The following is a 25,791-nucleotide window of genomic DNA, read 5'->3' on the forward strand; positions in this document are numbered from 1 at the left end:
AGGAATGGCATTTGGTATTAAGTCATCTGTAGCTTACGACATAGTATCAAAAGTTAAAAGAATATGCAAAAAGCCTTTAATGGTAAAGTTGTCTCCAAACGCAGAAAATATTTCTGAAATGGCAATAGCATGTGAAGCAGCAGGTGCTGACGGAATTTCTTTAATTAATACAATTCAGGCATTGGCTGTTGATATTAAAAAAAGAAAAGCCGTGTTTGACAACATATATGCTGGACTTTCGGGACCGTGTGTAAAACCTATAGCTCTCAGAATGGTTAGAGATGCAGCAAAATCTGTTAATATACCTGTTTGCGGATTAGGGGGCATAATGAGTGCTGAAGATGTGGTTGAATTTATTATGGCAGGAGCTACACTTGTACAAATTGGAACAGGGAATTTTATAAAACCAGATATTGCAGTTGATATAATAAATGGTTTATCAGAATTTATGGACAAAGAAAACATAAAATCTCTTGACGAAATAAGAAGAATAGTTTAACAATATATTAAGCGTTAGATAAGCAATAGAAATAGACAAGCATTAAATGAGTGATTGGTGAAAATAATTAAAACAGGGAACAACATCGTGTCGTTGGTTTAAATATATAAACTAGACAATTTAAGGAGGAAATTATGAATATTGATGTAGTTGAAATATTAAAAGAATGTGAAGCATTATTGGAAGGTCATTTCTTGCTGTCATCCGGAAAACACAGCAACAGATATTGCCAATGTGCCAAACTTATGCAATATCCGGATAAAACAGAAAGGGTAATTTCAATTGTGGCAGACAAAGTTAAGAATCTTAACATTGATGTAGTAGTAGGTCCTGCAATGGGAGGAATTACAGCTGCTTATGAGCTTGGAAGACAGCTTGGAGTAAGAGCTATATTTACAGAGAGAGAAAACAACATAATGACATTAAGACGTGGTTTTGAAATAAAACCGGGAGAAAAAATATTAATCATGGAGGATGTTGTAACGACAGGTAAATCGTCTATGGAAACTGTAAAAGTTCTTGAAAACCTTGGAGGCGAAGTAATAGGACTTGGCTGTATTGTAGACAGAAAAGCAAGTGAAATAAATCTGCCCATATACAGCGCAGTAGAATTGGAATTTGAAACATATGAAGCAAATAATTGTCCTTTGTGCAAAAGCGGTTCAACCCCAATAAAACCAGGAAGCAGAAAATTTAGTGTGTAAAAAATATATAAAAAACTTAGGGTAGAAAATGTACCCTAAGTTTTTTATATTAATCAATTATAGGAAGAAAAATGGCCAAAATAACCACCATATTGGATTTTCGCACCTTCCATACCTGTCACAGTATGGATATTGATAATATCTCCTGTTGTCATATCTGTTATCATATCTTCTATCATAGTCGAACATGTTATCATATCTTCTATTATAGTCAAACATGTTGTCATATCTTCTGTTGTCAAACATATTGTCATACCCGTTACTAAACATATTATTGTTTGCATCATCAACATTATAATACATATTGTTGTTATTATTCATATTATAATCTTGAGGATTATTATTTTTATTGTTGTCCATATATATGCTCCTTAATATAAAATTTATATATTAATAATATATGTAGTACAACAACCATTGTTACGTTTCATTTCCTAGGAAATAATAAAACATTATATTTAATAACGGTAAAACAGAAATTTCTATTTACAAATCATCTAAAAAGGTTTAAATTATATGTACATGCTGCCGTGGCTCAGTAGGTAGAGCGACGCACTCGTAATGCGTAGGTCGCCGGTTCAATTCCGGCCGGTAGCTCCACCTTAACTAATTGTAAAATAAAAATAAGGTTGCACGATGGCAACCTTAATAAGTCTTTGTTATTCTAAAATGGGATTATTATTAGTACTTTTAAAGGCTTTTACTTCAGATTGTATATCTTTCATAGTTGTTACCAATTCCTGAAGTACATTTGCATATTGTTCCCTGTCTGATCTAAGTTCACTAATTAATTCTTTATTTAATTTTTGTGCAGCTTCAGAATCATTTTTGTTTTTAGACAAACCAGGAAATGTGTTATTTAAAGTTTCTTTTCCTGATTCCATCATATTATTTGCAGCTTCCCCGGCCATCATAGCACCTTGGGTACCTTTTACAGCCATTGTTTTTGCTCCTTTTTTAATTGCCGGAGCAAATAGGGATCCTACAGCAGCAATTCCAAGTCCTACTATAAAACTTTCAGTACTAAATGGTTTTAATAAATTCATAAATACCCTCCTTATCTGAAAATTAACATTTTGGTTATTTCTTTTCCTACAAAGTCATTGTCATACTTATCACTCATTAGCAAAAATTCCTTATAAATTTTGTCACTGTAATTTTTCCAAATCGATAAGATTTTTTTTGTATCATTTGGATTATTCTCTAAATGTTTAAAACATAATTCCATATTATCCTTTAGAATTACATAAACTTCATCTAAATTGCTTTTAATATTATTTTCAATCATTTACACACTCCATAATTTAAATTAAAATTATATTTTAAAGGTTTTAAGGAATTAAAATAAACTATTACTTTATTTAAAGAAGCAATTAACCATATATACAATGGAGCAATATTTTTGCTAAAGATTAAAATATTACAATAAACATATATCCAGAATATTAATAATTGATTTTGAATGTTCTTTTCTCGGATATATTTTGTATAATCTATAGTATCTCCTAATAAATTATTATTATCAGTTATTTTAATATCAAAATTTTTATTCTTACATTCGATTTCACAAATTAATATGCTTAAATCTATATCATCTGAAATATTTTTAGGTATATGTAAATTATTAGTGAAACTGGCCATTACAATTTTTTTGTTTTGTTTTTTTAATCTGGTCAGCTCGTTCATAAGCCCTTTTTCTACTGTTCGGCAATATATTACATTTACACCTAAATCTGATCCTAGTTGATTTAGATAATTTTGCTCGCAATCTGAAATTATTCGAATGTCTAAAATCCCTCTTCCCCTAAGATCCTCTATAATAGTTTCATTTATACATTTGCGCTTTTTATCAACTATGATAATTAATGAATCAATAGTTTCTAAATTTTGAACTTTTTCTTTATTAATTAATAAAATATTGTTTTTCAACCCATTAAAATAAGATGAAATATAATTTAAATTGTTTATTAAAGGCATTAAATTCATTTGTGATAATACAATAGCAGAAAATAAAACATTAGGGTTACCGCCGAGACTGTATAACAACAAGCCTGTTAATATACTAAATATTTCAATTTTTCTAATGGTTGAGCTAATAGATGCGTTTTCTGTGTTTTCATCAGTGCTCATTGAATTAATAAAATTCTTAGACAATTCATGACCGGTAAATTGTTTGATTTGATTCATAAACCAGGCATTTAATAATAACCTGACCAGTTTGTTTAGATAATAAATAGCTATAATTAATACTGCTAAATTAAAATCATATCTTAATAGTGATAAAAAGCCTAACACAACCAATATTTTTTTAACGAATTTCATTTTTGCAATCTTAACAGCATATTTTTTTATTAAACCATATATATTGTTTTTTCTTATACTGTCACTGGCCTTAACAATATGTCTACCATTGTTACTATTGATTCTTTCACATTCTTCAATGTTAGGATTAATACATTGTGATTCAATATTGCTATCAACAATGCTTTTAATATAATTTAAAATATTGTGAAAACTGGTTTTTTCACTGTCATAAAATACTAACATATTTGAGGTGTAAATATTTGGCTGCAATACTATCATAGAATTAGATATTGAATCAAATTTTTCTGCCAATTTTTTGTTTCTGTATAAGTTGTTGATTTTTATTCTTAGTCTTCCCGGAATATGCATAAGAATTTCATAGTTCATATTAAATACCCATTAATAATCCTATAAGGTTTGAGCTTATAAGAAAAACGCCTCCGATTAGAAGCATTTTTACTAACAATGTCATATTAAATACCTCCTTCTTCTATATCGCTATCCATGCTTTCCTTTTGTAAATTTTGATTTCTTTTCATATTTTCATAGTGAGCCTCTGCTATAATATCTTCAAAACCTTCTTTAATATTATAAGTTGCTTCTTTTACTGAATCTATGGCACCAAACATTTGACTTGTAGCTAAAACAGCTACTTTTTTCATTGGTTTTTTAATGTTCATAAAAAGAGTAGACGCACCTGCATACGTGAGCACACCATACAAAATTCCTAATGGATCCACTTTAATTTCCTCCTTTTGTTTAGTAAGTAGTATAATCTTTTTCATTTAAATTATGCAAAAAAAAAGAATCTTAAACTAGATTCTTTTACATTTACATATGCTTTATTTTTGTTTGCATACATTTATATTTTACGCAGTTTTTTCTTGGCCTATATTTTTTAAATAAATATAATCAGATACTTGTTGTTTAATAATTTTAATTATTCTGTATTTTATATTTAAAAGATTTCCTTTTATTCTTTTAACCAATTCATCATTATGTTTAGATTTTAATTTAATGTTTGAAAAATCTGATAAACCAATCGTTGATAATAATATTTCTGAGAATTCTACATTACATATTTTAGCGTATAAAAACATATCTAGTGAATCTTCTAATAATTCATCAAAGACATATTCACATGATTTTGATATTAAACTAGTATTTTTATATTCATTAATCAATGTAGTGTTCAATTTAAAATTAATATGCTTATAGTCTACATGTTCCAAGATGCTGCCTTTTACTGAATCATTAATTAGAATATTTAAGTTCTCATATAACGAAGAAATAAAATTATCAAATTCTTCCTTGTCAATTAGTTCTGTAATATATTTTTTGTCTGCAAAATATTTAATTCCATTAGTGTTATAAATTTTATATATTATATCAGATTCAATTTTTGAGAAATAATCGTTCATTTCTTCATCAATATAATTAAAGGGGCTGCTTATAACATTATTTTGTTTATGAAATAGCATATACGTCACCTCAATATAAATCACTTGTAATTATAGTTTATAAGAACTAAGTTTAGTAAACTTGTATATGGAGTAAATTTTATGTAAATTTTATTGAATTAAATTGAATAATTAAAATCTAAATTGCAACAATATATAAGGTACATCACTGTTGGAGGAAAATAAATGGTAAAAATAGATGAGTATTTAATAATTTCTTCAAATATTCCAGGACGCATTAGATTAAAAATTAACCTTCTACACAATAATGCTAATGTTGCAAAATATTTTTATACGAATTTAATGGAAATAAACGAAATTCATAGTGTTGATATCAATACTTACAGTCAATCTTTATTAATTAAATATGATAATGAAAAATTAAATGCAAACAAGCTCTATAATAACATAAAAAAATTAATAGGACAATATGTAAATATTGATAAAGAAGTAAAAGAAAACATGAAATATGCGGCAATAGCTTCTGATGGTACAACTGCAATTAAAAACAAAACAAAAGCATATGATAACAGAAGAAAAATAAGTAAATTTCAAAATATTAAATCAAATGATAAAGAATGGTATAAAATGACTGTTCACGAAATCACATCTCTTTTAAATACCGATACTGCTAATGGGTTAAAAACAAATGATATTAATAATCTTCTGGATAGGTATGGTCCTAATAAATTTAACAGAAAGAAAAAGAAATCAATTTTATCCATGTTTTTTAATCAATTTAGCGGTTATTTAATGAAAATACTTTTAGGTGCTTGTGTTTTATCAGTTTTCTTAGGGCAAATTGCCGATGCCATAACTATTTTTACGATTGTGGTTGTGGAAGCAATATTAGGAGTGTGGCAAAATTATAAGGCTGAAAAATCATTGGAGACTCTCGAAAACTACGTTTCACAAACTTCAAAGGTTTTAAGAGACGGCAAAATGCAAGTAATTTTATCAGAAAATTTAGTTCCCGGTGACATTATAATTTTTGAATCTGGAGATATTATTCCTGCCGACGGAAGATTAGCTTACAGTTCTAATTTGCAAATTTGTGAATCTTCTTTAACAGGTGAGTCTGAGTTTTCAGAAAAATCTCATAAAATTGAGTATACACATAATATATGCCTAGCTGACAGAAAAAACATGGTATACTCAGGCACCAAGGTAATGAAGGGCAATGGTAAGGCTATAGTCGTCAATACAGGGATGCAAACTGAAATGGGAATGATTGCAAATATCCTTGAGGACGAAAAAATTGAATTAACACCATTACAAAAGGATCTTAACAAATTATCTAAAGTTATTAGCTTTTTTTGTATATCCATATCTTTAGTTGTTATATTAAGCGGGTTTTTAGCAGGTCAGCCATATCTTGAAATTATAAGAACAGGAATAAGCTTGGCAATTGGAGCTATACCCGAAGGTTTGATAACTATTTTAACTATTTCGTTAGCTTTTGGGGTGCAGCGAATGGCATCCAAAGGTGCTATAGTAAAGGAATTGCCAAGTGTTGAAACATTAAGCTGCGCTGATGTAATATGTACAGATAAAACCGGTACATTGACAACCGGTACAATGACGGTAACAGAAATTCAGACATTAAATAAGAAATATACTATGAAATCAAATGGCGAATTCGTAGATTTATTTTATAAAATTAATACTATGGAAGACAGGGATTTAATGCAACTAATTACAGTTGCGTCACTGTGCAATAATGCTCAGTTGAGTGTGAATGACAATAATGAAGTAGAATTATTAGGTGATGCTACGGAGACAGCCTTGATGGTTTTAGCGAAAAAATTTAATCTGTCAATAGATCATTTTAAATGTTATACGAGGGTGAAGGAAGAAGCCTTTGACTCTGAATTAAAAAAAATGACTGTAATCTGTAAAGACACATCAGACAATTATACATTAAATGTAAAAGGTGCTGTGGATGTTGTTCTGACAAAATGTACTAAAATATTAGATAATGGATCAATTAGAGAAATAACAAATAAAGACAGAGAATTAATTTTTAATACTTGCGATAATATGGCTGAAAATGCATTACGGGTATTAGCTTTTGCATACAAAGATATTAATAATAAAAATGTAGATGAGGAAAATCTGATTTTTATCGGTACTGTGGGTATAATAGACCCTCCAAGACCGGAAGTTAAAAGAGCTATAATAAAATGTTACAAAGCAGGTATTAAGGTAATTATGATAACGGGAGATCATAAAAAAACTGCCGCTGCCATTGGCAAGCAGCTTAATTTGCTTGATGAAAAAAGTATTATACTTACCGGAGAGGAATTAGATGAATTATCAGATAAAGAGTTAAATGATATTATTGATGATGTCGTTATTTTTGCAAGAACCTCACCTAAACAGAAGCTTAGAATTGTAAGGGCACTAAAAGATAAAGGACATATAGTTGCTATGACTGGAGACGGAATTAACGATGCTCCTGCAATAAAGGAAGCAAACATTGGGATTGCCATGGGTAAGTCAGGAACTGATGTAACAAAAGAAACTGCATCAATTGTCTTAACTGATGATAATTTTACAACTATTGTTAAAGCAATTGAAGAGGGTAGAGGAATAAGCGGAAATGTTAAAAGATTTCTAAGGTATGTTTTATCAGGAAATATTGGGTCTGTTATAGCAGTTCTTGCAGCATCTTTATTAAGACTTCCATCCCCATTAATATCAAGTCAGATACTTATGATAAATCTTGTGACTGAGGGAGTGCCGGCATTGGCTTTAGGACTGGATTCTCCAAATGAAAACGTGATGAATGAACCGCCAAGGGATGCTTGCAAAAGTATATTTGACAAACAACTTCTCAAAAAGATACTTTCAAGAGGTTTGTTAATGGGAATAAGCACCTTTGGGTTGTTTACAGGAACATACCTATTAACAGGAAATTTAGTCAGAGCAAGAACCTTAGCTTATGCTAGTATTGTAATAAATCAGATGTTTCATGTTTTTGACTGCAGAGAAAAAAGCACAAACAAAAATAAATATATTTTACCTGCTATTGTTATTTCCGTACTTACACTTTTAGCAAGTATATATATTCCATCAGCAAATGGATTATTTGGAACGTGTCCTCTGACATTGATTGATTGGGTAGCATTATCATTTATGGCATGCTATATCGGAAGATTAGACTATCTTAGAAATTTTGCTTCGAGACTGGTAAATAATAGATTACAGCCTATGAATTCAATGGAAATAGCATAAAAAATAAAACCCTAACAAGGGTTTTATTTTTTATGAATTAATTATTTCATAGTATATTTATCAAATACAACCTTATTTTGATTGCCATTGCTGTATGTAAACACCTTTTTATTTGACTTAACATCATCGGCAAAATCTTTAATTATAGGTGTAACCAGGTACATTACAGCAGTAATTCCAAGTCCGACTAATATACTTTCTGGAGTAAACGACTTAAACAATTTCATAATTTATCACCTCATTTTTATTGTGAATTTTTGTTGGCTTAGCAGAAATTCTTGAGCTATTTATTATAGCAATAATAGAATTCAAAGTATTTAAGCTCTTAGCGCTGAACGGCCCATAATATCCAAACATTGCAAGCAAACCAAAGGCAATATTGTAATTCTTGCTGAAGTCTATGTTTCTTTGGATTCTATAGTAGCTGTTTTCAGTAATATTTATTAGTTTCGGAATCAGAATCAAATCTTTTTCCAAAAGTATGCAATCAGATTTTAACAATGTTTCTTCATAAGCATTATTTATAAATGAAATACTTACATCAGCTTCTTTCATAGCTAATGAATCATTAATTCCATCTCCGACCATAATGACAGTTTCATCAAGTTTTTTATTATATATAACATTTTGTTTATCTGTTATGGACAAATTGCCTTCATAGTTTGATATATTTAATTTGTTCGCAATGTTAAGAGTATTTCTTTCTAAGTCACCGCTTATTATGGATATGTCACTAAAACCTGAATTTTTTAACTGTTGAATTGCTTCCTTTGCGTGATTTTCAATTTCTTCTGTCATTATAATTCTTGCAGTAAGTTTATTGTCTATTGCAAAATAAATTGGTATATAATAATCATTTTCTTTATTAACAAAGTTTGCTGCAGATATAATGTCTATATTTTCATCAAGCATCATATTTTCGTTGCCTATAATAACTCTATGATTATTGTAGTCTGCCAAAATGCCCTTAGATGGTATATAAACAGTGTCAGTATTTAATATATCATTGGTATTTGCTGAGTTTTTAAGTGCCGATGAAACAGGGTGATATATATTTCCTTCACATAAAGCTGCAATTTTTAGTACTTCCTCCGGAGTATATGAATTGTTATATATTTCAATATCATCAATTTTCAAAATGCCGTTAGTTAATGTACCGGTTTTATCAAATACTATACTTCTGGAATGAATAATTTTTTCAATAGTATTAATGTTTCTTAACATTATTTTGTTTCTCATTAAAAGTTTTAAATAATTAGCTAATCCTGAATTCAAAGCAACATTTGTGGCAGAAGGTGTCATTAACAGAAAAACAGATAAAGGAGCTAGTGAATTGCCTGTTATTACAAAGCTGCCTAATGCTAAAGTTGAAGCATAATATATTGATCGCTGTTGATACCTTTTAACACCTTTAGTTATTTCTAAATTATTCAGCAAGACATCTGCTTTAAATATTTTCTTAGGTACATTGTTGACTTTAACCTTAATTTTTCCGGAAACAACTATCATACCTTCATGGACATTGTCATTATATGATATTTTTTTAAGTTCAGGCTGGCCTGAATAATATATATTGTTAACTAATGCATAACCTTCAATTACTGTTCCATCGACTAATATTGTTTCATTATCATAGAAAGTTACTTCGTCATCCTGTTCTAATGATTTTAGAGGAATAAGAAACTCTTCCTCATTGTGGTTATACCATACAAAGGAGTTATCGCCAATATTGCTTTCAATTAAAGTTCGTTCTATTTGTAATTTAGAAAAAGATTGTAATGCATCAGTAAATGCCTTTAAGAACAAAAGCATTGTTCCTTTGTTTCCTTCTCTTGAAAGAGTTAATAAAGTTCCTGTAACCAAAAGAAGCTTATCAGCGTCAGTTGGAAAATATGTCATTACCTTTTTATATGTATTTTTTAATTGAGGGTATCCTTTTATCAAGGTAACCAATGCAGCTGCTTGCAATACAGAAAGGTTTCGATTTATAAAGAATTTGCCAAAAAAGTGCTGCTTAACTTTGTATAATATATATATGGATCCAAAAATAAGCATTTTTTTCTTTGCTGCTTGAAATTTTTCTTCTTCCTCTAAATAACTGCTGTATTGCTCCTTAACGTATTTTAAATACATATCGTTTCTTATAATGCCGAGGATAGTATCTCTAATTGTGTTAATATTCAACTTATTTGAGTCATATTCCAAAGCAATTGTTCCTGTGACAGCATTAGCTTTGGCTTTTTTAATTCCATCTAATTCACAAATATATATCTTTACTATTTGTGTCAGTTCTTTATTTTTATATAGAGAGTTTATTTTTAATCTTACTCTTCCAGGAAAGTAGTTTACGATTTCCATTGGACACCTCATTTTTTTTAGTTTTTTATATCAAATGGCTTCACAGCTTGTCATTCTAGTATATTTCCTCATTCATATGTTGATAAATTACCTATATTTATTATTGTTACATAAAAAATTCAATTTATTCCTAAAGTTTGTTTTCAACTTAATAATGAATAATTAACAGCTTTACATTTTAATATATTTAGCCTACAATGTTATTAATTTAGAAGAGATTATTTGACTGCAAATTCAATATAGGGAGAGTTACTGACTCCTGCCGATTAAGATAACATTGGATAATACATAAATATAAGGAGAGAAAGAAAATATGGTAACAGTTACATTAAAAAAGGGTGAAGGAAGAACCTTAAATAACGGAGGAGCATGGGTTTTTGATAATGAAATAGACAAAATAGATGGTGATTTCACAAATGGTGGTTTAGTAAAAGTAGAGGCGTTTAATGGCTATTTTTTAGGAACTGGTTTTATCAACACAAATTCAAAAATAACAATCAGAATAATGAGCCGCAGAAAAGATCAGGTTATTGATGATGCTTTTATTGAACAGCGTGTAAGAGATTGTGTAAATTACAGAAAAAATATAATTGATATGTCAAGCTGCAGGTTAATATTTGGTGAAGCTGATTTTTTGCCGGGAATTGTAGTTGATAAGTATTCGGATATTTTAGTAGTTCAATCGCTTGCTCTTGGAATAGATCGTTTTAAGATTAAAATAATTGAATTGCTTAAGCGAGTACTTGAAGAAGAAGGAATGCATATACGAGGAGTTTATGAACGTAGTGATGCAAAAGTGCGCCTTAAGGAAGGTATGGAACTTGTAAAAGGATTTATTGGTGAACCATTTGATACTAAAGTTCAAATAGTGGAAAATGGTGTTAGGTACTATGTAGATGTGGAAAATGGTCAAAAAACCGGATTTTTCCTTGATCAAAAAATGAATCGTGCTGCAATAAAACCATTGTGCAAAGGTGCAAAGGTTTTGGACTGCTTTACGCATACAGGTTCTTTTGCATTGAATGCAGGTATTGCAGGAGCTAGGAGCGTGCTTGGTGTAGATGCGTCCGAGCTCGCCATAGAGGAAGCCAACGAAAATGCAAAACTCAATGGACTTGAAAATATTGTAAAATTTCAAGTAGCTGATGTTTTTGATCTTCTTCCTCAACTTGAACAAAGCGGTGAGAAGTTTGATGTAGTTGTTTTGGATCCTCCTGCATTTACAAAATCAAGGGATTCACTAAAGAAGGCAATAAAAGGCTACAAAGAAATAAATCTAAGAGGAATGAAGCTAGTAAAGGATGGAGGATACTTGGTTACATGTTCCTGCTCACACTTTTTGACACCGGAGCTGTTTGAAAGTACAATTGCTCTTGCTGCAAAGGATGGAAAAAAACGACTTCGTCAGTTAGAATACCGCACACAAGCTGCAGATCATCCTATTCTTTGGGCCGCAGAAGAATCATATTACTTGAAATTTTACATATTTCAAGTATGTGAAGAAAAATAAAACTAAAGTGATGAATTTTTTAACCTAACAAGCTTTTCTAAAGATGAAGTTACAGGAAAAACTCTTGGTAAAATAAGCGTTGAAAGTGAAATTGGCAAGGGAAGCATATTTAAAATAAAGCTTCCTTCAAAAACAGTAGCTGAGCATGTGACTGATAAGCAAGATTATCTTGGTTAATAAAATATATTTTTTTGTCATATGACTTGATTTTTCTGCGGCTATGTCATATAATTACAAATAGCTTATATTTGCGGGTGTTGCTTAGTGGTAGAGTTCCGGCTTCCCAAGCCGGCTGTGTGGGTTCGATTCCCATCACCCGCTTAAAAATAATTTTTAATAATTATTTAAAAAACCACCAACTCGTTATGATGTTGGTGGTTTTTAAGTAATCTATTTTAAATACTTTGTAATTTTTCCTGTGTAATACAGTGTTAGTCTGTGAAGTGCCCTTGTGCAGGCAACATATAAAAGTTTTCTGTCATAATCTGTATTATAATTAATATTGTCTGTTCCATATACCATAACGGCATCAAATTCAAGTCCTTTTGCAAGGTATACCGGCACAATGATTACTCCTGTTAAACTTTGTTCTTCTAAGTAATCAATTAGTTTCACACCGATTTTTCCAGCTAATCTGAAATAGAGATCTGAAGCTTCCTTTCTATTTTTGCATATTATAGCAATTGAGTCAAAACCTTTAGACTTATATTTCTCTATATCTTGAATAATTTTATTGTCCAGATCACTTAAGTTTTTGCAATGTATTGTTCTTGGTTCTTCTTCATTTCTCTTGAAATATTCCGTGTGCGTTTTTTCTTCAAGAAGTTTTTCAGTGAATTTGCTTATTTCATAAGAATTTCTATAGCTTTTGTTTAAAAATAATTTGCTACTTTTCTTAAAATCAAATATAGAGATTATATCATCATAAAGCGATATGTCACTTTTCTTCTCAACTGATTGATTTACATCTCCGACAATTGTAAATCGTGCGTCTTTAAATAAGTTTTTCAAGATATTATAATGCATTGGATAATAATCCTGAGCTTCATCTACTATAACCTGTTTAATTCCGCTGTATAAATCGCACCCTTCAGCTTTAATTTTTAAATACATGAGGCCAATGCCATCTGCATATGGAATGTTGTATGAATCTGTGAGTTCTTTATTGGTGTAATCAATAATTTCATCAATATTTTCAGGAAGTATCAAGCCTTTGGTTATATCTTTGAATATTTTTTTGTCACTGAACATTTTTTTATAAAGTTCAAAGCTGTCAAATTCAGTAAATTTATGCAAATTTTCTACGAAGGCAGAAGTTTCTTTTGCTGCAAGAACCCTCGTAAAAGATTTTGATTCAAACTCATGAAGGTTTGCTTTGTTAACAGCATTTTCAATTTTATTTCGACGCGCTAGTTTTCTTTCATGGACTTTATCCATTATTCTGCTTTCGATAATTTTCAACTTTTTTGCAGTGGGCATATTTAATTTTCCGTTTAATAAAAAAGCCTTGAGAAGATCGCGGGTTTCAATAATTTCGCCATTAAAGTACACATCTTCAAATTGTATTAATTTATGTTCGAAATAGTAGATAAATCGGTTTATAATTTTTATGAAAACTTTAGATCCTTTAAATTCATTGTAAGATCTTAAGAAATCTCTTTTTTCTTGTGTTTTAGCACAAATAATATTTTCAAATGTTTCACTTTTTGTTCTTATAAATAATTTACTTTCATACATCTTTGAAAATATATTTTCAAATGTAAATTCATCAATATTATCTTCTCCAAGTTCAGGCAATACATTTGATATATACTTTGAAAATAAGGGATTAGGTGAAATCACAACTATATTTGTGGCATTTAACTTTAAATTCAGACCTTGATACAATAGAAAAGCTATTCTGTGAAGAGCAACAGAAGATTTTCCACTTCCGGCAATTCCTTGGACAACAAGAAGATCATTATCTAAATCACGTATTATTAAATCTTGCTGCTTTTGTATAGTTTCAACAATGGTCTTCATTTTGGGTGTCATATTTTTTGAACGGGCTTCCATAAGCATTTCATCAACTATATTAATATTGCTGTCAAAAAAATATTCCATTTTTCCTTTTGTAATTTTATATTGTCTTTTTAAAGATACTTTACCTTTTATTACACCTGCAGGAGCAGTATACTCAACCGGACCTGGTTCACTTCTGTAGAATACGCTGGAAATAGGCGCGCGCCAATCATAGACTTTTATTTCATGGGTTTCTTCGTCCATTAAATTAAAAAGTCCTATATAAATTTTTTCAGTATCATCATAGCCTTCTTCAGTAAAATCAATCCTTGAAAAATATGGGTTGTCAAGCATCTTTTCATACTTTAATATGCTCTTTGCCAGTTCTGCATAAGTAAATGTTTGAGCTTGCAGTGCGCTTAAATATTGGTTTAAGTCTGAAAGCTTATCGAAATCAGTAGACGAATGGGTAGTATTTTCCCACATTTCCTTTCTTGCAGCAATAAGATCAACTTTCTGCTCTTCTAAATTGTTTGTTTCAAGTTCTAATTTATATTTTAACAAGTTAATAATTTCTTCAAGGTATTGGCTTTCTTCTTTATATTTGTCTTTATATTCAATCATTTTATATCTCCTTTTGAACAAGATACAAATACTGTTATTAAATAATAAAAATATTTAATAGAACATTATATCATATTATAAATTTTAATAAAAGTAAAAAATATTTCAAATTTGATGTTATAAATATTAAATTTATTTTAATATAAATAATAATAATTTTAGTCTGAATTATCAATAATTTTTTCCTAATGTTGTAATTATATGTTAATTAATTACTAGATTTATACTCTTTTAATAAATATTTACGTGACATAATTCTTATTTGGTGTATAATAATGATGATAGTATTAATATGATGAGGGTATTAAATTGATTGGGAAAAAAATTAGAAATATCAGGAAAAGTAAAAATTTAACAATAGTAGAGTTATCTGAGAAAATTGATGTAACCTCAGGCTACATATCACAAATTGAAAGAGATTTAATTTCACCTTCCCTTGCAGTTTTAAAGAGATTAGCAGAAGCATTAGAAATACCGATGTCTTCTTTATTTTTGGAGACGCCGGAAGAAAATGTTGTTGAAATACTAAAAAACGAAAGAACAAAAGTAAAGTTTGGCAATATTAATGTTGAATTAGAATTTATTACACCATTAGCGAACAGAGGCGATAAAAATTCAAGCCTTGAGGCATTTTTGTTTAAATTGAATCCTAAAACATGGGTTAGCGAGAATACTATAATAAATGAGGCAAGAGAATGTATTTATGTGTTGAGTGGTGCAATTGATTGTCACATAGGTGATAAAGTTTATACTGTATCAAAGGGAGATAGCATCTGTGTTCCTGAAAACAACGGTCATATGATTTTCAACAGTCTTGAAGAAGTATCAGAAGCATTATGTATAATATCACCTGCAATACATTAGTTAACCTTGCCAAAATTTTATGGAGGTTAAAATGCTGGATATTAGAAGAATAAGAAATAATCCGGAAGAAGTTGAAAAATTATTAAAAAAAAGAAATCCTGAATTAAGTCTAAATAAAATATTGGAATTAGATAGGTTGAGAAGAGAAAAGCTTGTCGAATCGGAAACTATGAAAGCTGAGCAAAAAATGGTTTCTAAGCAGGTTCCTCACTTAAAAAAAGAAGGAAAAAATGTAACCGAAATACTTTGTAAAATGAAGGATTTAGCAGACAAAATTAAAATTTTAGACCTAAGTATTAAAGAAATAGATATTAAAATAGAAGAAGAACTTTTAAGCATACCAAATACTCCTAATGCAGATATAATTGTTGGAACTTCAGATTTAGACAACATGGAAGTAAGAAAGTGGGGAGAACCTAGAAAATTTGAGTTTGAGGTAAAGGCACATTGGGATCTTGGAGTTGATTTAGGAATACTTGATTTTGAAAGAGCTACAAAAATTACAGGAACTCGTTTCGCTATGTTTAAAGGAATGGGAGCAAGATTAGAAAGAGCAATAACAGCATACATGCTTGACAAACATACAATAGATCATGGATTTACTGAAATAGCTCCTCCATATATGGTTAACAGAGAAAGTATGATAGGAACAGGACAACTTCCCAAATTTGAGGAAGATATGTTTAAATTAAATAAAAAAGATTATTATCTCATACCTACAGCAGAGGTTCCGGTTACAAATATATACAGAAATGAAGTTTTAGAAGAAGTTCAATTGCCAATATATATGACGGCATATACACCATGTTTCAGGGCCGAAGTGGGCTCAGCTGGAAGAGATACAAGAGGATTAATCAGAAATCATCAGTTTGATAAAGTAGAAATGGTCATGTATTCAACACCTGAAGAATCATACAATCAACTTGAAATCTTAACTGGATTTGCTGAGGAAATATTAAAAGGACTCGGTCTTCCATACAGAGTTGTTGAATTATGCACAGGAGATATTGGTTTTAGCTCAGCAAAAACATATGACTTGGAAGTCTGGATGCCAAGTTACAACAGGTATGTTGAAATTTCTTCATGCTCGAACTTTGAAGACTTTCAGGCAAGAAGAGCTAACATAAAATACAGACCGATGAACAAAGGTAAATTAGAGTTCATCCACACATTAAACGGTTCAGGTCTTGCAGTTGGAAGAACATTTGCTGCAGTTCTGGAAAATTATCAAAATGAAGATGGAACAATAACAATTCCGGAAGCTCTGAGGCCGTACATGAGAGGAATGGAAAAAATAACATTACAATTATTAACAAAATAAAAAGGGTAAAATTTAAGGGAATTGCTTAAATTTTACCCTTTTCATCATCTTGTATTTGCATTTTTTTGAAAGTTTATTAATATCAGCAAATGCTTTTGTCATATCTGAGCTTTTGTTTCACCGTCTTCAGTTACAACTTTGTATAAACTTTTACAAATGTAAATATTTAACTTATTATATACAAGATTAAAAGTAATTAATTAAATTTATTAAACATATGTTGACGATTGACCTTAACAGCAATATGATAATATATATGTTATAAATACGGAGGGTTAAATGGTAAAAAAAGAAGAGTTTTATTATGATTCAGCTGACAAAAAAACAAAAATTCATGCAATTAAGTGGGTTCCTAAGGTTGAAATAAAAGCAGTTCTTCAAGTTACTCATGGGATGCTTGAGCACATAGACAGGTATAATGAGTTTGCAAATGCACTTGCTGCCAAGGGAATTTTAGTTGCTGGAAATGATCATTTAGGACATGGATCTTCTTTATTAACGGAAAATGATCGTGGATTCTTTAGTGAGTGTGAAGGTAATAAAGTAGTCATAGAAGATATTCATAAATTGATGGAATTAATAAAAAAACAGCATGGAGACGTTCCATATTTCTTATTAGGACACAGCATGGGATCTTTTTTAATAAGACAATATATTACAATATATAATCAGGGAATTGACGGAGCTATAATTGTTGGCACAGGACACCAGCCCTATGCTTTATTAAAATCAGGTCTGTTGATTACAAAATTTATTGCTGCTTTTAAGGGGTGGAGATACAGAAGCAAGTTTGTAAATAATCTCGCCATAGGTAATAACAACAAGCATTTTGAACCATCAAGAACAAATGTGGATTGGCTGAGCAAAGATGAAATAATTGTAGATGCTTATAAAAATGATAAGAGAATTAATTTCATATTTACTTTGAATTCATATTACAATATGTTCAAGGGAATGATTTATTTGTATGACAATAATAATTTAAATAAAATGCCAAAAGAATTGCCAATAATATTTTTATCCGGAGAACAGGATCCTGTAGGCAACTTTGGCAAGGATGTTATAAAATTGCATAATAACTTTAAAAATCTAGGAATGAAAGATGTGTCGCTCAAGCTTTATAAAGATGACAGGCATGAAATCATTAACGAATTAGACAGAGAAACAGTATATCGTGATATTGAAAATTGGATTTTACAAAGAATCATTTAATTAAAACTTTTAACTTTCATTGTTTTTCCATAATTTACAGCAATTTTTTTCAATTAAATAATGCATTTGTTTTAGAATTATTATATAATTGCTTTATAACAGATTGATAGATTGGAGGAAACATATGAAAAAAATCAGAAAAATACTGTCACTGTGCTTGATTATTATTATGTTTACAAATACTGTAGTATTTGGTGAAATCAATATTAACGACAATATTAAGGGTGCATTATTAGGTGATTTGGAAACCGGTGAAATAATATATGAATATAATATAAATGAACAGTTGGCATTGGCCAGCATCACTAAGCTAATGACTTATACTATAATGATGGATGCTGTAACATCCGGTGAAATATCTTTGGATGATGACGTTGTAATAAGTGGACATGCTGCTGCAACAGAAGGCAGTAATTTTGGAATATTGTCAGGAGAAACTGTAAAACTTAGTTTGCTTGTCAAGGGGATGCTTATAGTGTCCGGAAATGACTGCGCCACAGCAATAGCAGAACATGTTGGTAAGACTGAGGACAATTTTGTTAATATGATGAATTCTAAAGCATCTGAACTTGGATTGTTGTCTGCAAGTTTTGTAAATCCTCACGGACTTCCTATTAATGATGAAGAAACAGGTCAAAATCATATGTCTATTTCAGATATTTACAAACTTGTGAGACATATTTTGAAAGCATATCCTCAATTGTTGGAAATTACTAAGCTTCCAGAACTTGTAGTGACAGAAAGAAATTTTAGTAAAGTAGCTACGAATCCGGTACTTGGAGTTGTTGAAGGAGTAGATGGACTAAAGACAGGATATACTGACAAAGCAGGATTGTGTCTTGTAACTACATTGCCTGTAACAGGAAGCGGTGAGGAGTTTAGGGTTATTACTATTGTAATGGGTGCACAGACTAATGAAGAAAGAGTTGAAAAAACTAAGGAATTATTGGAATATGGTAGAAATAATTTCAACATGCAAAAGTTGGTTGATGTATCAAAAATGATTGATCAAGTTTATATTCCAAGTTCTAGAGAAGGAAAGATAGATGTGTATCCGGCAGTGAATTTTAATAAACTTGTTAATAATGATGACATAGTAAGTACAAAAATATCATATAATGAATCTGTAAAAGCACCTTTGTCTAAAGGGGATAAGATAGGAACAATTAGTTTTTATGTAAATGATGAAGAAATTGGACAAGTGGATGCTACAGTAAATAAAAATATTGAAAAAGCAAATATATTTGTAAGGATTATTAGATTTTTTACTGATTTGCTTGGATAATTACATTTGCAATATATTATAGAGAATTTACCATTATGATTAGAATTTTGAACAATGTACTAAAAAGAGGAATGGGCACAAATATTAAAATTTGTAAAGTAATTCCAAGAACATGAATATTGACAATTATTTGAAATTAGTGTAGTATTCAATAGATAAGTTACAACATTGTGCATCTGTAGCTCAGTAGGATAGAGCAGTGCCCTCCTAAGGCATGTGCCGGGGGTTCGATTCCTCTCAGGTGCACCATTATTATAAGCCAATGAAATTAGTTTATGCTAATTCTATTGGCTTTATTTTTTTAGTTTAAATTTGACTTGACACATACTGTATTATGCAGTACAATACAATAACTGTATTAAGTGTATTAATACACAATGATTTTAATAACGGAGAAAATTATGAAAGAAATAAATATAGTTTTAACTCAAACTAATACAATAATATCTAAAACACTTAAACGTTTATCAAAAAAACCATACAATCATATATCAATTTCTTTAAGTGATGACTGCTCAACAATGTATAGTTTTGGAAGGAAAATAATTTGGTTTCCTTTGGTTGGAGGGTTTGTTAAAGAAGAAGTAAATGAAGGTATATTTAAGATGTATCCTGAAACAAAATGTAAAATTTACAAGCTAGCTATTACAGATGAGGAGTACGAGACAGTATTGGAAAGGCTTAATAACTTTTTACAGGATCCTAATAAGTTTAAGTACAGTTTCTTAAATTTATTTTTTATGTATTTAAATGTACCGTTCAGCAGGGAAAATCATTATGTATGTTCAACTTTTGTAGCTTATTTGTTGTGGGGTATTGTTCCTATAAAAAAGGAAATATCATTGGTTGTGCCGGATGACTACAATAATTTGAAACTTGAAGCAGTATATGAAGGGGAATTAAAAAGTTATGTAAACAGTAAAGTAGCTTGCAATAACATTTAGTGGGAGGTGCTAAATTGATAAAAATTGATAATAATAGTTCAAAAGCCATCTATGAACAAATTTATGATGAAATGACAAGATTAATTTTGTCTAAAGCACTTAAGCCTGATGAACAGCTTCCATCAGTGAGAGAGCTCGCTGCATTATTAAAAATCAATCCAAATACTATCCAAAAATCGTATAAGTTTCTAGAGCTGGATAATTACATTTATACAGTTAAGGGCAAAGGAAATTTTGTAAAAAATGCAGATGAACTTAGAAGCATACATACAAAAAATATGGAAGAACAATTAGAAAATTCTATTAAATCTTTAAAAGAACTTGGTCTAAAAGATGAAAATATTATTGAATTGGTTAAAAAAATATTTAGTCGGCAGGGGGTAGAAATCAATGTTAAAAGTAGATAATTTAAGCAAGAAATTTGGAGATTTTCAGGTTTTAAGCAATGTTAGCATAAATGCAGAAGCAGGTCAGATTTACGGGTTGGTAGGGTCTAACGGCTGCGGGAAAACAACTCTTTTAAAGCATATAATGATGATTTACAAACAAGACCAAGGAAATATCTCTCTTGATGAAAATATAGTAAAAGAAGATTCGGAATTAATAAAGGATTTTTATTTTGTTCAGGACAGCTTATTTTTTCCATATCAATTTACATTAAATAAACTGTTTGCTTATGAGAAACTATTGTATAAAAATATTTCTGAAGAAAAATTCAATAAACTTGTCAATTATTTTAATATTGATAAAAATAAGAATTTAAATAAAATGTCGAAAGGACAGAAAAAACAGGCTGCTTTTGTTATGGCAATTTCAACACAACCTAAAGTGTTGTTGCTTGATGAAATAGTAGATGGACTTGATGCTGTTATAAAAAGAAAATTTTGGGATATTTTAATACAAGAGGTTATGGACAATGAAATGACAGTTATAATTTCATCACACGACTTAAAAGAATTAGACAATATTTGTGATAAAGTTGGAATAATGCATGAAGGAGAAATACTCAAGGAAGAAAATCTTGAAAAGATGAAAGATGATATAAAAAGGGTTCAATTTGCTGTTGAGGGTGAATTTGACCTTTCAAAATATATTGAATTTAATATTATAAAATCCGTCAGGATAGGAAGTGTTTATGTTTGCACATTAACGGGAAATGCTGATGATTTTAAAAGGCGTCTGGAAAGTGATTACAATGTTTTAGTGTTTGATAAGCTATCCATGAGTCTTGAAGAAATATTTATCACAGAATTAGGAGGTGCAGGATATGGAACAGAACAAAAATAATCGAAGTAATTTTATGCCGCTTTTTATGAATTCCATTAAAGGTAAAAAAAGTTGGTTTTTTCTGTCAACAGTAATTATATTTGTAACAACTTTATTGATACCATATATCTTAAAGGCAGATGAGGGATTTTTTATAATGTTTGGCATTGCAGAAACATTTGTAATTGTATTTTTAAATTGCCTGACAGACAACAGTTTTCTTCATAATGATTCAAAACTTGCTTATTATAAGTCTAAACCTGTGTCTTTCAGAGAACAAATTACAATTAATATTGTTTCAAATATTGTTTTTACAGGCTTTTTATTGGTGCTCATAGCTTTACCAGTTGTTTTCCAAGGGTTGGACTATGAAATACTTGAATCGTTTAAAATTATTATTCCTTGGCTCGCTGCAGGAATATTTCTGGCTTCCCTTTCTTCAATTCTAACAGGCAACACTTTGATGGCAGGAGTAATGACGATTTTTAACTTTTGTTTGCCCTTGATAATATATTTAATAATATTATTTGTATTTACAATACTTGAAAATATAGTAGTTGGTTTCAGCGCTAATGTACTCATGGATTACTTTGTAAATACTGTTTATAAATTGGAATATATTTATTTTGTAGAATATTCGGAAAAATCAATAGACTTTATATACCTACTGCTGTTAGGGGTAATTTTAATCGGTATAACTTTGTTGATTTACAATTGTCTCAAAAAAAGAAAAAATGAAAATACAGGCAACTTCATTGTGTTTGACGGATATAAATATTTTGTATCAGTGCTGGTTAGTTTAATAATCCCAGCTGCTTTTTCAGTGATGTCCTATGATAACACTATTGGAAGTAAAATTACTGTATCTGTATTGATGGCAATATTATCATATTATATTATAATTGCAATAATGGAAAAATCATTTAGGATTTACAAGCTGTCAATAAAAGTATTTGCTGCAAGCATGGCAGTATTTGTTGCAGCAACAGGAGGTACCGTAGCATTTGCAAGCAGGTATGAAAGCTCAGTTCCAGACGTTGAAGATGTTAGGATGGCCTATGTGGGAAATGACAGATGGATTTTTGATTATATAAATGAATTGAGCGACGAAGAATTAAACTCTTCTGATGATTTTTTAAAGTGGCAGAAGAACAGGAACATAACTGTGTTTACTGAAAAAGAAAACATTGCAAATATTACAGAACTTCACAAGGAATTGATTTCAAATCAAAACTATAATTTTGAATATTATTATATGAATGATCTTGTCATAGCATATTTGATGAATGACGGAAGTGTAATAATAAGGGATTACAAGTTGAAAAAAATTGAAGGCGATGAATCATTCGATAAAAACAAAGATGAAATAGCATATAAAATTATTAACTCAGATGAAATGAAAAAACGCAAATATTATTACCTTTATAATGAAGAAAATTACAATGCAAACAATTTATATTGTTATGTTATCAGCAGTAGGAGCGGCAGTACTGTAATTGACAATGTGAATATTGATGAAATAAGGAAATATCTAATTAAGGATATTGATGAAAAATATGCAGAAATGGAAAATGCATTTTGTTCATTGACATTTTATGATTATGACATGGTTCAAACAAAGGAAGCAGAAACGGAAAGTTATTACTTGCAGATGATAGACAGAAGAATCAATGACGATGACGATGATGAAACGGTAAAAAATTCAAACATAGACGGACTAAACCTTTATGAATTTGAAAACACACTAAAGTATCTGAAACTCAATTAATGGTGAACGTTAAATAATGAATAATTAAAAAATGATTTGAATCAAAACGATTCAAATCATTTTTTTTAGTGGTGTAATGGGGATTGTCCCCATTGCACTTAATCTGTCATTGTTGTTATGAATACAACCCTAGCGAAGGGTAAATTTAACTAAGGGTAATTAAATAAGTACCCATAACAACGTAAATTTTTATATAATTTAGGCAGTGGCCAACGAAACGGGAACTGACGTGCCTAATTCTTGTAGTTTTTTTAAATAATATTTTGCTTTTGCTTCTGTGTTGAATTTTGTGTAATAATCATTACCTAAATTCTTGTGATGTCATCAAGATCTTTGATACGTCTAGTCATATCATCAATATGGTCTAGAATAGCTCTAACAAGTTTCTTTTGGATTGGCGTTAATACACCATCCATTGCTTTAAGAAGAATAGGAACTTTTTCTTGCATAGATGAATGAATTAAATCTCCAATATTATCTGGAGTTACTTCTCCTTCTATAGCTTGATTTAATAAGTTGCGGCTGCTAACACCATTTAAATCAGAAACATAAGAACTCAATTTAATGTTAGCGCCTTCTAGAGTTTTTTCCAAACGGTTAATCTCTCTAGCTCTTTCTCCAATAAGGCTTTTACGGTAGCGTACAACATCACGTATTTCGCGTTGTTCCTTACTTGGAATGTAACTTGCCTTTAACAAACCATGTTGAAGTAAGTCAGCAATCCATTCTGCATCTTTTGCATCGGTTTTGCGACCAGGAACATTTTTCATATGGTGTGCATTAACTACCATAACATCTATATCTAGTAACTCTAATATGTTGTAGATATGTTTCCAATAAGCACCTGTGCTTTCCATGGCTACCATCTGACACTTGTTTTCAAGGAGCCAATTACCTAGCTCTTTGATACTACTAGTTAAAGTATCAAACTTACGAAGCTCTGCTTTTTTCCCGTTTCTAAAGCAAGCTACAATAAGTTTTTTGTGAACATCAATACCACAACAACGCTCATAAACTGTTTGCATAAGATTCTCCTTAAATGCTAAATATTAATGGCGCTATCCCTATTTATTGGCTACATTGCTATACGTCTTTCAAAGACAATCCGTGGTTCTGCAATAGGGATAATCTCAAATTCTGAGTCGACCTCTTTGTGACAATGACAGGCGAACTCGTGCCATAAAATTATTATAGTAAAAAGTTTGGAAAATCGCAATTAGTATTCGTTTATCGTGGTGTGGTTAACACGTGTAAATTCTGAGGCTGAAGTACGAAGAATCTCATCTTTTGTTATATGTTAATGTTGCTTCCCAGCCTTTGTATTACTGCAACTGACGGAAGCTGTGTTTTTGCTATAGATATGTTGTTATTGCACACTATTTTAACCGGATTGTTCTCATTTTCCACAATAATGTTTTTTGCCTTTACATCGGTCAATTGAACAGTGTTGACTTTATCAGCAGAAATAACAATATCACCAAGAACAACTACATTTTTTAAATATACATTGCCTGAGCCAACTGAATCTAAAATATTTAAATTTCCTACCACAACAGCATTAGTATATGATTCATTGTAGTTCGTAATGTTAAATCCACGTTCAATATTTTCATTCTCAATTATTTCATAAATAATTTTCACAGCTTCAGCACGTGTCAATGCTTTTGAAGGCATGTACACTCCGTCTGGATATCCAAGAATGTAGCCCTTATTATAAACAGTGTTGACACTTGGTTTTGCCCAATCTTGTATTGTGCTGTAATCCTTTAGTAATGTTGCTCCATCTCCATCAATATTTCCTGAAGTTATGGTGTTGCTCACAACTTTTGCCACTTCTTCACGCCTTATTGGATTGTTTGGCCTGAATGTATTATTTTCATATCCTGAGAAGAATCCGGAAGCAACAGATTTTTGCACTTCATTATAAAACCAGTCGCTTTTGCTCACATCAGAAAAATTTAATGTTGCAGCATTTTCAATATGCATTGCATTGTTTAACAATTTTGAAAATTCAGCTCTTGTTATAGTTCTGTCCGGTTTAAATGTACCATCCTCGTATCCTGAAACAAAGCCTAATTCAACAGCTTCATTTATCCAGTTTTTAGCCCAATGTTCTTCAATATCTGAAAATGTATAGCTTGTATCTATTGTTTCTGCTGAAAAAGTAAAATCTGAAGTTCCCATATTTTCAGAAGTTTCCTGATTTTCCTCAACATCTGTGGTTTCTCCTGTAATTGCATCAAGAACACTGGCGTGTGCAACAACATTCATGTTAGTTGCTAAGACTATGCAAAGTCCTAAGACTGTTATTTTCATTATAATATTTTTCAACTGTCCTCCTAAAGATCCCATATTAAGTACTATTTATATAGACTAAAAATTTAGTTATTTGTTCCAAAATCATGAAAAGATTATGCAATTTCTTAGTTTATTA

Annotated in this window: 22 protein-coding genes, 3 tRNA genes and 1 pseudogene; 15 read left to right on the forward strand and 11 right to left on the reverse strand. The window is 30.2% G+C overall.

The genetic code is table 11. The features are described from left to right. Together SA378_RS03300 and pyrE are read left to right on the forward strand one after the other, a co-directional pair. Nucleotides 1–499 (forward strand): annotated as a pseudogene (locus SA378_RS03300) (dihydroorotate dehydrogenase); the annotation flags it as partial. Between the two features lie 134 nt (nucleotides 500–633). Then, on the forward strand, nucleotides 634–1,203 hold the full coding sequence (gene pyrE, locus SA378_RS03305) for an orotate phosphoribosyltransferase (RefSeq protein ID WP_318524565.1): 570 nt from the start codon (nucleotides 634–636) through the stop codon (nucleotides 1,201–1,203). 57 nt (nucleotides 1,204–1,260) lie between these two features. On the opposite strand, the gene SA378_RS03310 is transcribed toward pyrE, so the two are convergent. Further along, entirely contained in the window at nucleotides 1,261–1,563 is a 303-nt protein-coding gene (locus SA378_RS03310; protein WP_318524566.1) for a hypothetical protein, read from the reverse strand. 164 nt (nucleotides 1,564–1,727) lie between these two features. On the opposite strand from SA378_RS03310, the gene SA378_RS03315 reads away from it, so the two are divergent. Beyond that, nucleotides 1,728–1,803: transfer RNA gene (locus SA378_RS03315), tRNA-Thr, on the forward strand. 59 nt (nucleotides 1,804–1,862) lie between these two features. Here the strand turns inward: SA378_RS03315 and SA378_RS03320 are convergent. The 5 genes from SA378_RS03320 to SA378_RS03340 all read right to left on the reverse strand — a co-directional run bounded on the left by SA378_RS03320 (nucleotide 1,863) and on the right by SA378_RS03340 (nucleotide 4,988). Beyond that, the gene (locus SA378_RS03320) at nucleotides 1,863–2,249 is read right to left on the reverse strand and encodes a hypothetical protein (RefSeq protein WP_318524567.1); all 387 of its coding nucleotides are present in this window, start codon (nucleotides 2,247–2,249) and stop codon (nucleotides 1,863–1,865) included. 11 nt (nucleotides 2,250–2,260) lie between these two features. Then, the gene (locus tag SA378_RS03325; RefSeq protein ID WP_318524568.1) at nucleotides 2,261–2,491 is read right to left on the reverse strand and encodes a hypothetical protein; all 231 of its coding nucleotides are present in this window, start codon (nucleotides 2,489–2,491) and stop codon (nucleotides 2,261–2,263) included. Next, a complete protein-coding gene (locus SA378_RS03330; protein WP_318524569.1) occupies nucleotides 2,488–3,894 on the reverse strand; it encodes a hypothetical protein in 1,407 nt (468 codons plus the stop codon). The genes SA378_RS03325 and SA378_RS03330 overlap by 4 nt, the downstream gene beginning before the upstream one ends. Nucleotides 3,895–3,980: 86 nt before the next feature. Further along, on the reverse strand, nucleotides 3,981–4,247 hold the full coding sequence (locus tag SA378_RS03335; protein WP_318524570.1) for a hypothetical protein: 267 nt from the start codon (nucleotides 4,245–4,247) through the stop codon (nucleotides 3,981–3,983). A 129-nt stretch (nucleotides 4,248–4,376) separates the two neighbouring features. Beyond that, a complete protein-coding gene (locus tag SA378_RS03340; protein ID WP_318524571.1) occupies nucleotides 4,377–4,988 on the reverse strand; it encodes a hypothetical protein in 612 nt (203 codons plus the stop codon). Nucleotides 4,989–5,153: 165 nt separating this feature from the next. Between SA378_RS03340 and SA378_RS03345 the strand changes: the two genes are divergently transcribed. Then, entirely contained in the window at nucleotides 5,154–8,204 is a 3,051-nt protein-coding gene (locus SA378_RS03345) for an HAD-IC family P-type ATPase (protein WP_318524572.1), read from the forward strand. A gap of 41 nt (nucleotides 8,205–8,245) precedes the next feature. Here the strand turns inward: SA378_RS03345 and SA378_RS03350 are convergent, their stop codons facing one another. Beyond that, on the reverse strand, nucleotides 8,246–8,431 hold the full coding sequence (locus SA378_RS03350; RefSeq protein WP_318524573.1) for a hypothetical protein: 186 nt from the start codon (nucleotides 8,429–8,431) through the stop codon (nucleotides 8,246–8,248). Beyond that, nucleotides 8,418–10,562, reverse strand: coding sequence for an HAD-IC family P-type ATPase (locus SA378_RS03355; protein WP_318524574.1), 2,145 nt, complete (start codon nucleotides 10,560–10,562; stop codon nucleotides 8,418–8,420). The genes SA378_RS03350 and SA378_RS03355 overlap by 14 nt, the downstream gene beginning before the upstream one ends. Before the next feature lie 313 nt (nucleotides 10,563–10,875). Here SA378_RS03355 and SA378_RS03360 point away from each other — a divergent pair, with 313 nt between their 5' ends. Both SA378_RS03360 and SA378_RS03365 read left to right on the forward strand, forming a co-directional pair. Continuing rightward, on the forward strand, nucleotides 10,876–12,072 hold the full coding sequence (locus tag SA378_RS03360; protein ID WP_318524575.1) for a class I SAM-dependent rRNA methyltransferase: 1,197 nt from the start codon (nucleotides 10,876–10,878) through the stop codon (nucleotides 12,070–12,072). Between the two features lie 250 nt (nucleotides 12,073–12,322). Beyond that, nucleotides 12,323–12,393 (forward strand) — tRNA-Gly (locus SA378_RS03365). 69 nt (nucleotides 12,394–12,462) lie between these two features. Here the strand turns inward: SA378_RS03365 and SA378_RS03370 are convergent. Next, nucleotides 12,463–14,697 carry a HelD family protein gene (locus tag SA378_RS03370; protein ID WP_318524576.1) on the reverse strand — a complete coding sequence of 745 codons (2,235 nt, stop codon included), beginning with the start codon at nucleotides 14,695–14,697 and terminating at the stop codon, nucleotides 12,463–12,465. Nucleotides 14,698–15,006: 309 nt separating this feature from the next. On the opposite strand from SA378_RS03370, the gene SA378_RS03375 reads away from it, so the two are divergent. The 9 genes from SA378_RS03375 (at nucleotide 15,007) to SA378_RS03415 (ending at nucleotide 23,357) form a co-directional block, all read left to right on the forward strand. Further along, nucleotides 15,007–15,561, forward strand: coding sequence for a helix-turn-helix domain-containing protein (locus SA378_RS03375; RefSeq protein WP_318524577.1), 555 nt, complete (start codon nucleotides 15,007–15,009; stop codon nucleotides 15,559–15,561). A gap of 31 nt (nucleotides 15,562–15,592) precedes the next feature. Beyond that, a complete protein-coding gene (gene serS / locus SA378_RS03380) occupies nucleotides 15,593–16,882 on the forward strand; it encodes a serine--tRNA ligase (RefSeq protein ID WP_318524578.1) in 1,290 nt (429 codons plus the stop codon). A 279-nt stretch (nucleotides 16,883–17,161) separates the two neighbouring features. After that, nucleotides 17,162–18,094 carry an alpha/beta fold hydrolase gene (locus tag SA378_RS03385; protein WP_318524579.1) on the forward strand — a complete coding sequence of 311 codons (933 nt, stop codon included), beginning with the start codon at nucleotides 17,162–17,164 and terminating at the stop codon, nucleotides 18,092–18,094. Between the two features lie 124 nt (nucleotides 18,095–18,218). After that, on the forward strand, nucleotides 18,219–19,379 hold the full coding sequence (locus tag SA378_RS03390) for a D-alanyl-D-alanine carboxypeptidase family protein (protein WP_318524580.1): 1,161 nt from the start codon (nucleotides 18,219–18,221) through the stop codon (nucleotides 19,377–19,379). A 172-nt stretch (nucleotides 19,380–19,551) separates the two neighbouring features. Further along, nucleotides 19,552–19,628 (forward strand) — tRNA-Arg (locus SA378_RS03395). Nucleotides 19,629–19,780: 152 nt separating this feature from the next. Then, the gene (locus tag SA378_RS03400) at nucleotides 19,781–20,323 is read left to right on the forward strand and encodes a hypothetical protein (protein ID WP_318524581.1); all 543 of its coding nucleotides are present in this window, start codon (nucleotides 19,781–19,783) and stop codon (nucleotides 20,321–20,323) included. A gap of 14 nt (nucleotides 20,324–20,337) precedes the next feature. Continuing rightward, complete coding sequence (locus SA378_RS03405) at nucleotides 20,338–20,730, forward strand: GntR family transcriptional regulator (RefSeq protein WP_318524582.1); 393 nt, start codon at nucleotides 20,338–20,340, stop codon at nucleotides 20,728–20,730. Then, nucleotides 20,714–21,610, forward strand: a complete 897-nt coding sequence (locus tag SA378_RS03410) for an ABC transporter ATP-binding protein (protein WP_318524583.1) — start codon at nucleotides 20,714–20,716, stop codon at nucleotides 21,608–21,610. The genes SA378_RS03405 and SA378_RS03410 overlap by 17 nt, the downstream gene beginning before the upstream one ends. Further along, nucleotides 21,591–23,357 carry a hypothetical protein gene (locus SA378_RS03415; RefSeq protein WP_318524584.1) on the forward strand — a complete coding sequence of 589 codons (1,767 nt, stop codon included), beginning with the start codon at nucleotides 21,591–21,593 and terminating at the stop codon, nucleotides 23,355–23,357. The genes SA378_RS03410 and SA378_RS03415 overlap by 20 nt, the downstream gene beginning before the upstream one ends. Before the next feature lie 305 nt (nucleotides 23,358–23,662). Here the strand turns inward: SA378_RS03415 and SA378_RS03420 are convergent, their stop codons facing one another. Together SA378_RS03420 and SA378_RS03425 are read right to left on the reverse strand one after the other, a co-directional pair. Then, nucleotides 23,663–24,382 (reverse strand): IS110 family transposase, encoded by a 720-nt coding sequence (locus SA378_RS03420; RefSeq protein WP_318524585.1) that lies wholly within the window; start codon nucleotides 24,380–24,382, stop codon nucleotides 23,663–23,665. A gap of 265 nt (nucleotides 24,383–24,647) precedes the next feature. Next, a complete protein-coding gene (locus SA378_RS03425) occupies nucleotides 24,648–25,688 on the reverse strand; it encodes an S-layer homology domain-containing protein (protein ID WP_318524586.1) in 1,041 nt (346 codons plus the stop codon). Nucleotides 25,689–25,791 lie beyond the last annotated feature (103 nt).

This window comes from Sedimentibacter sp. (assembly GCF_033447055.1).
GTDB lineage: Bacteria > Bacillota > Clostridia > Tissierellales > Sedimentibacteraceae > Sedimentibacter.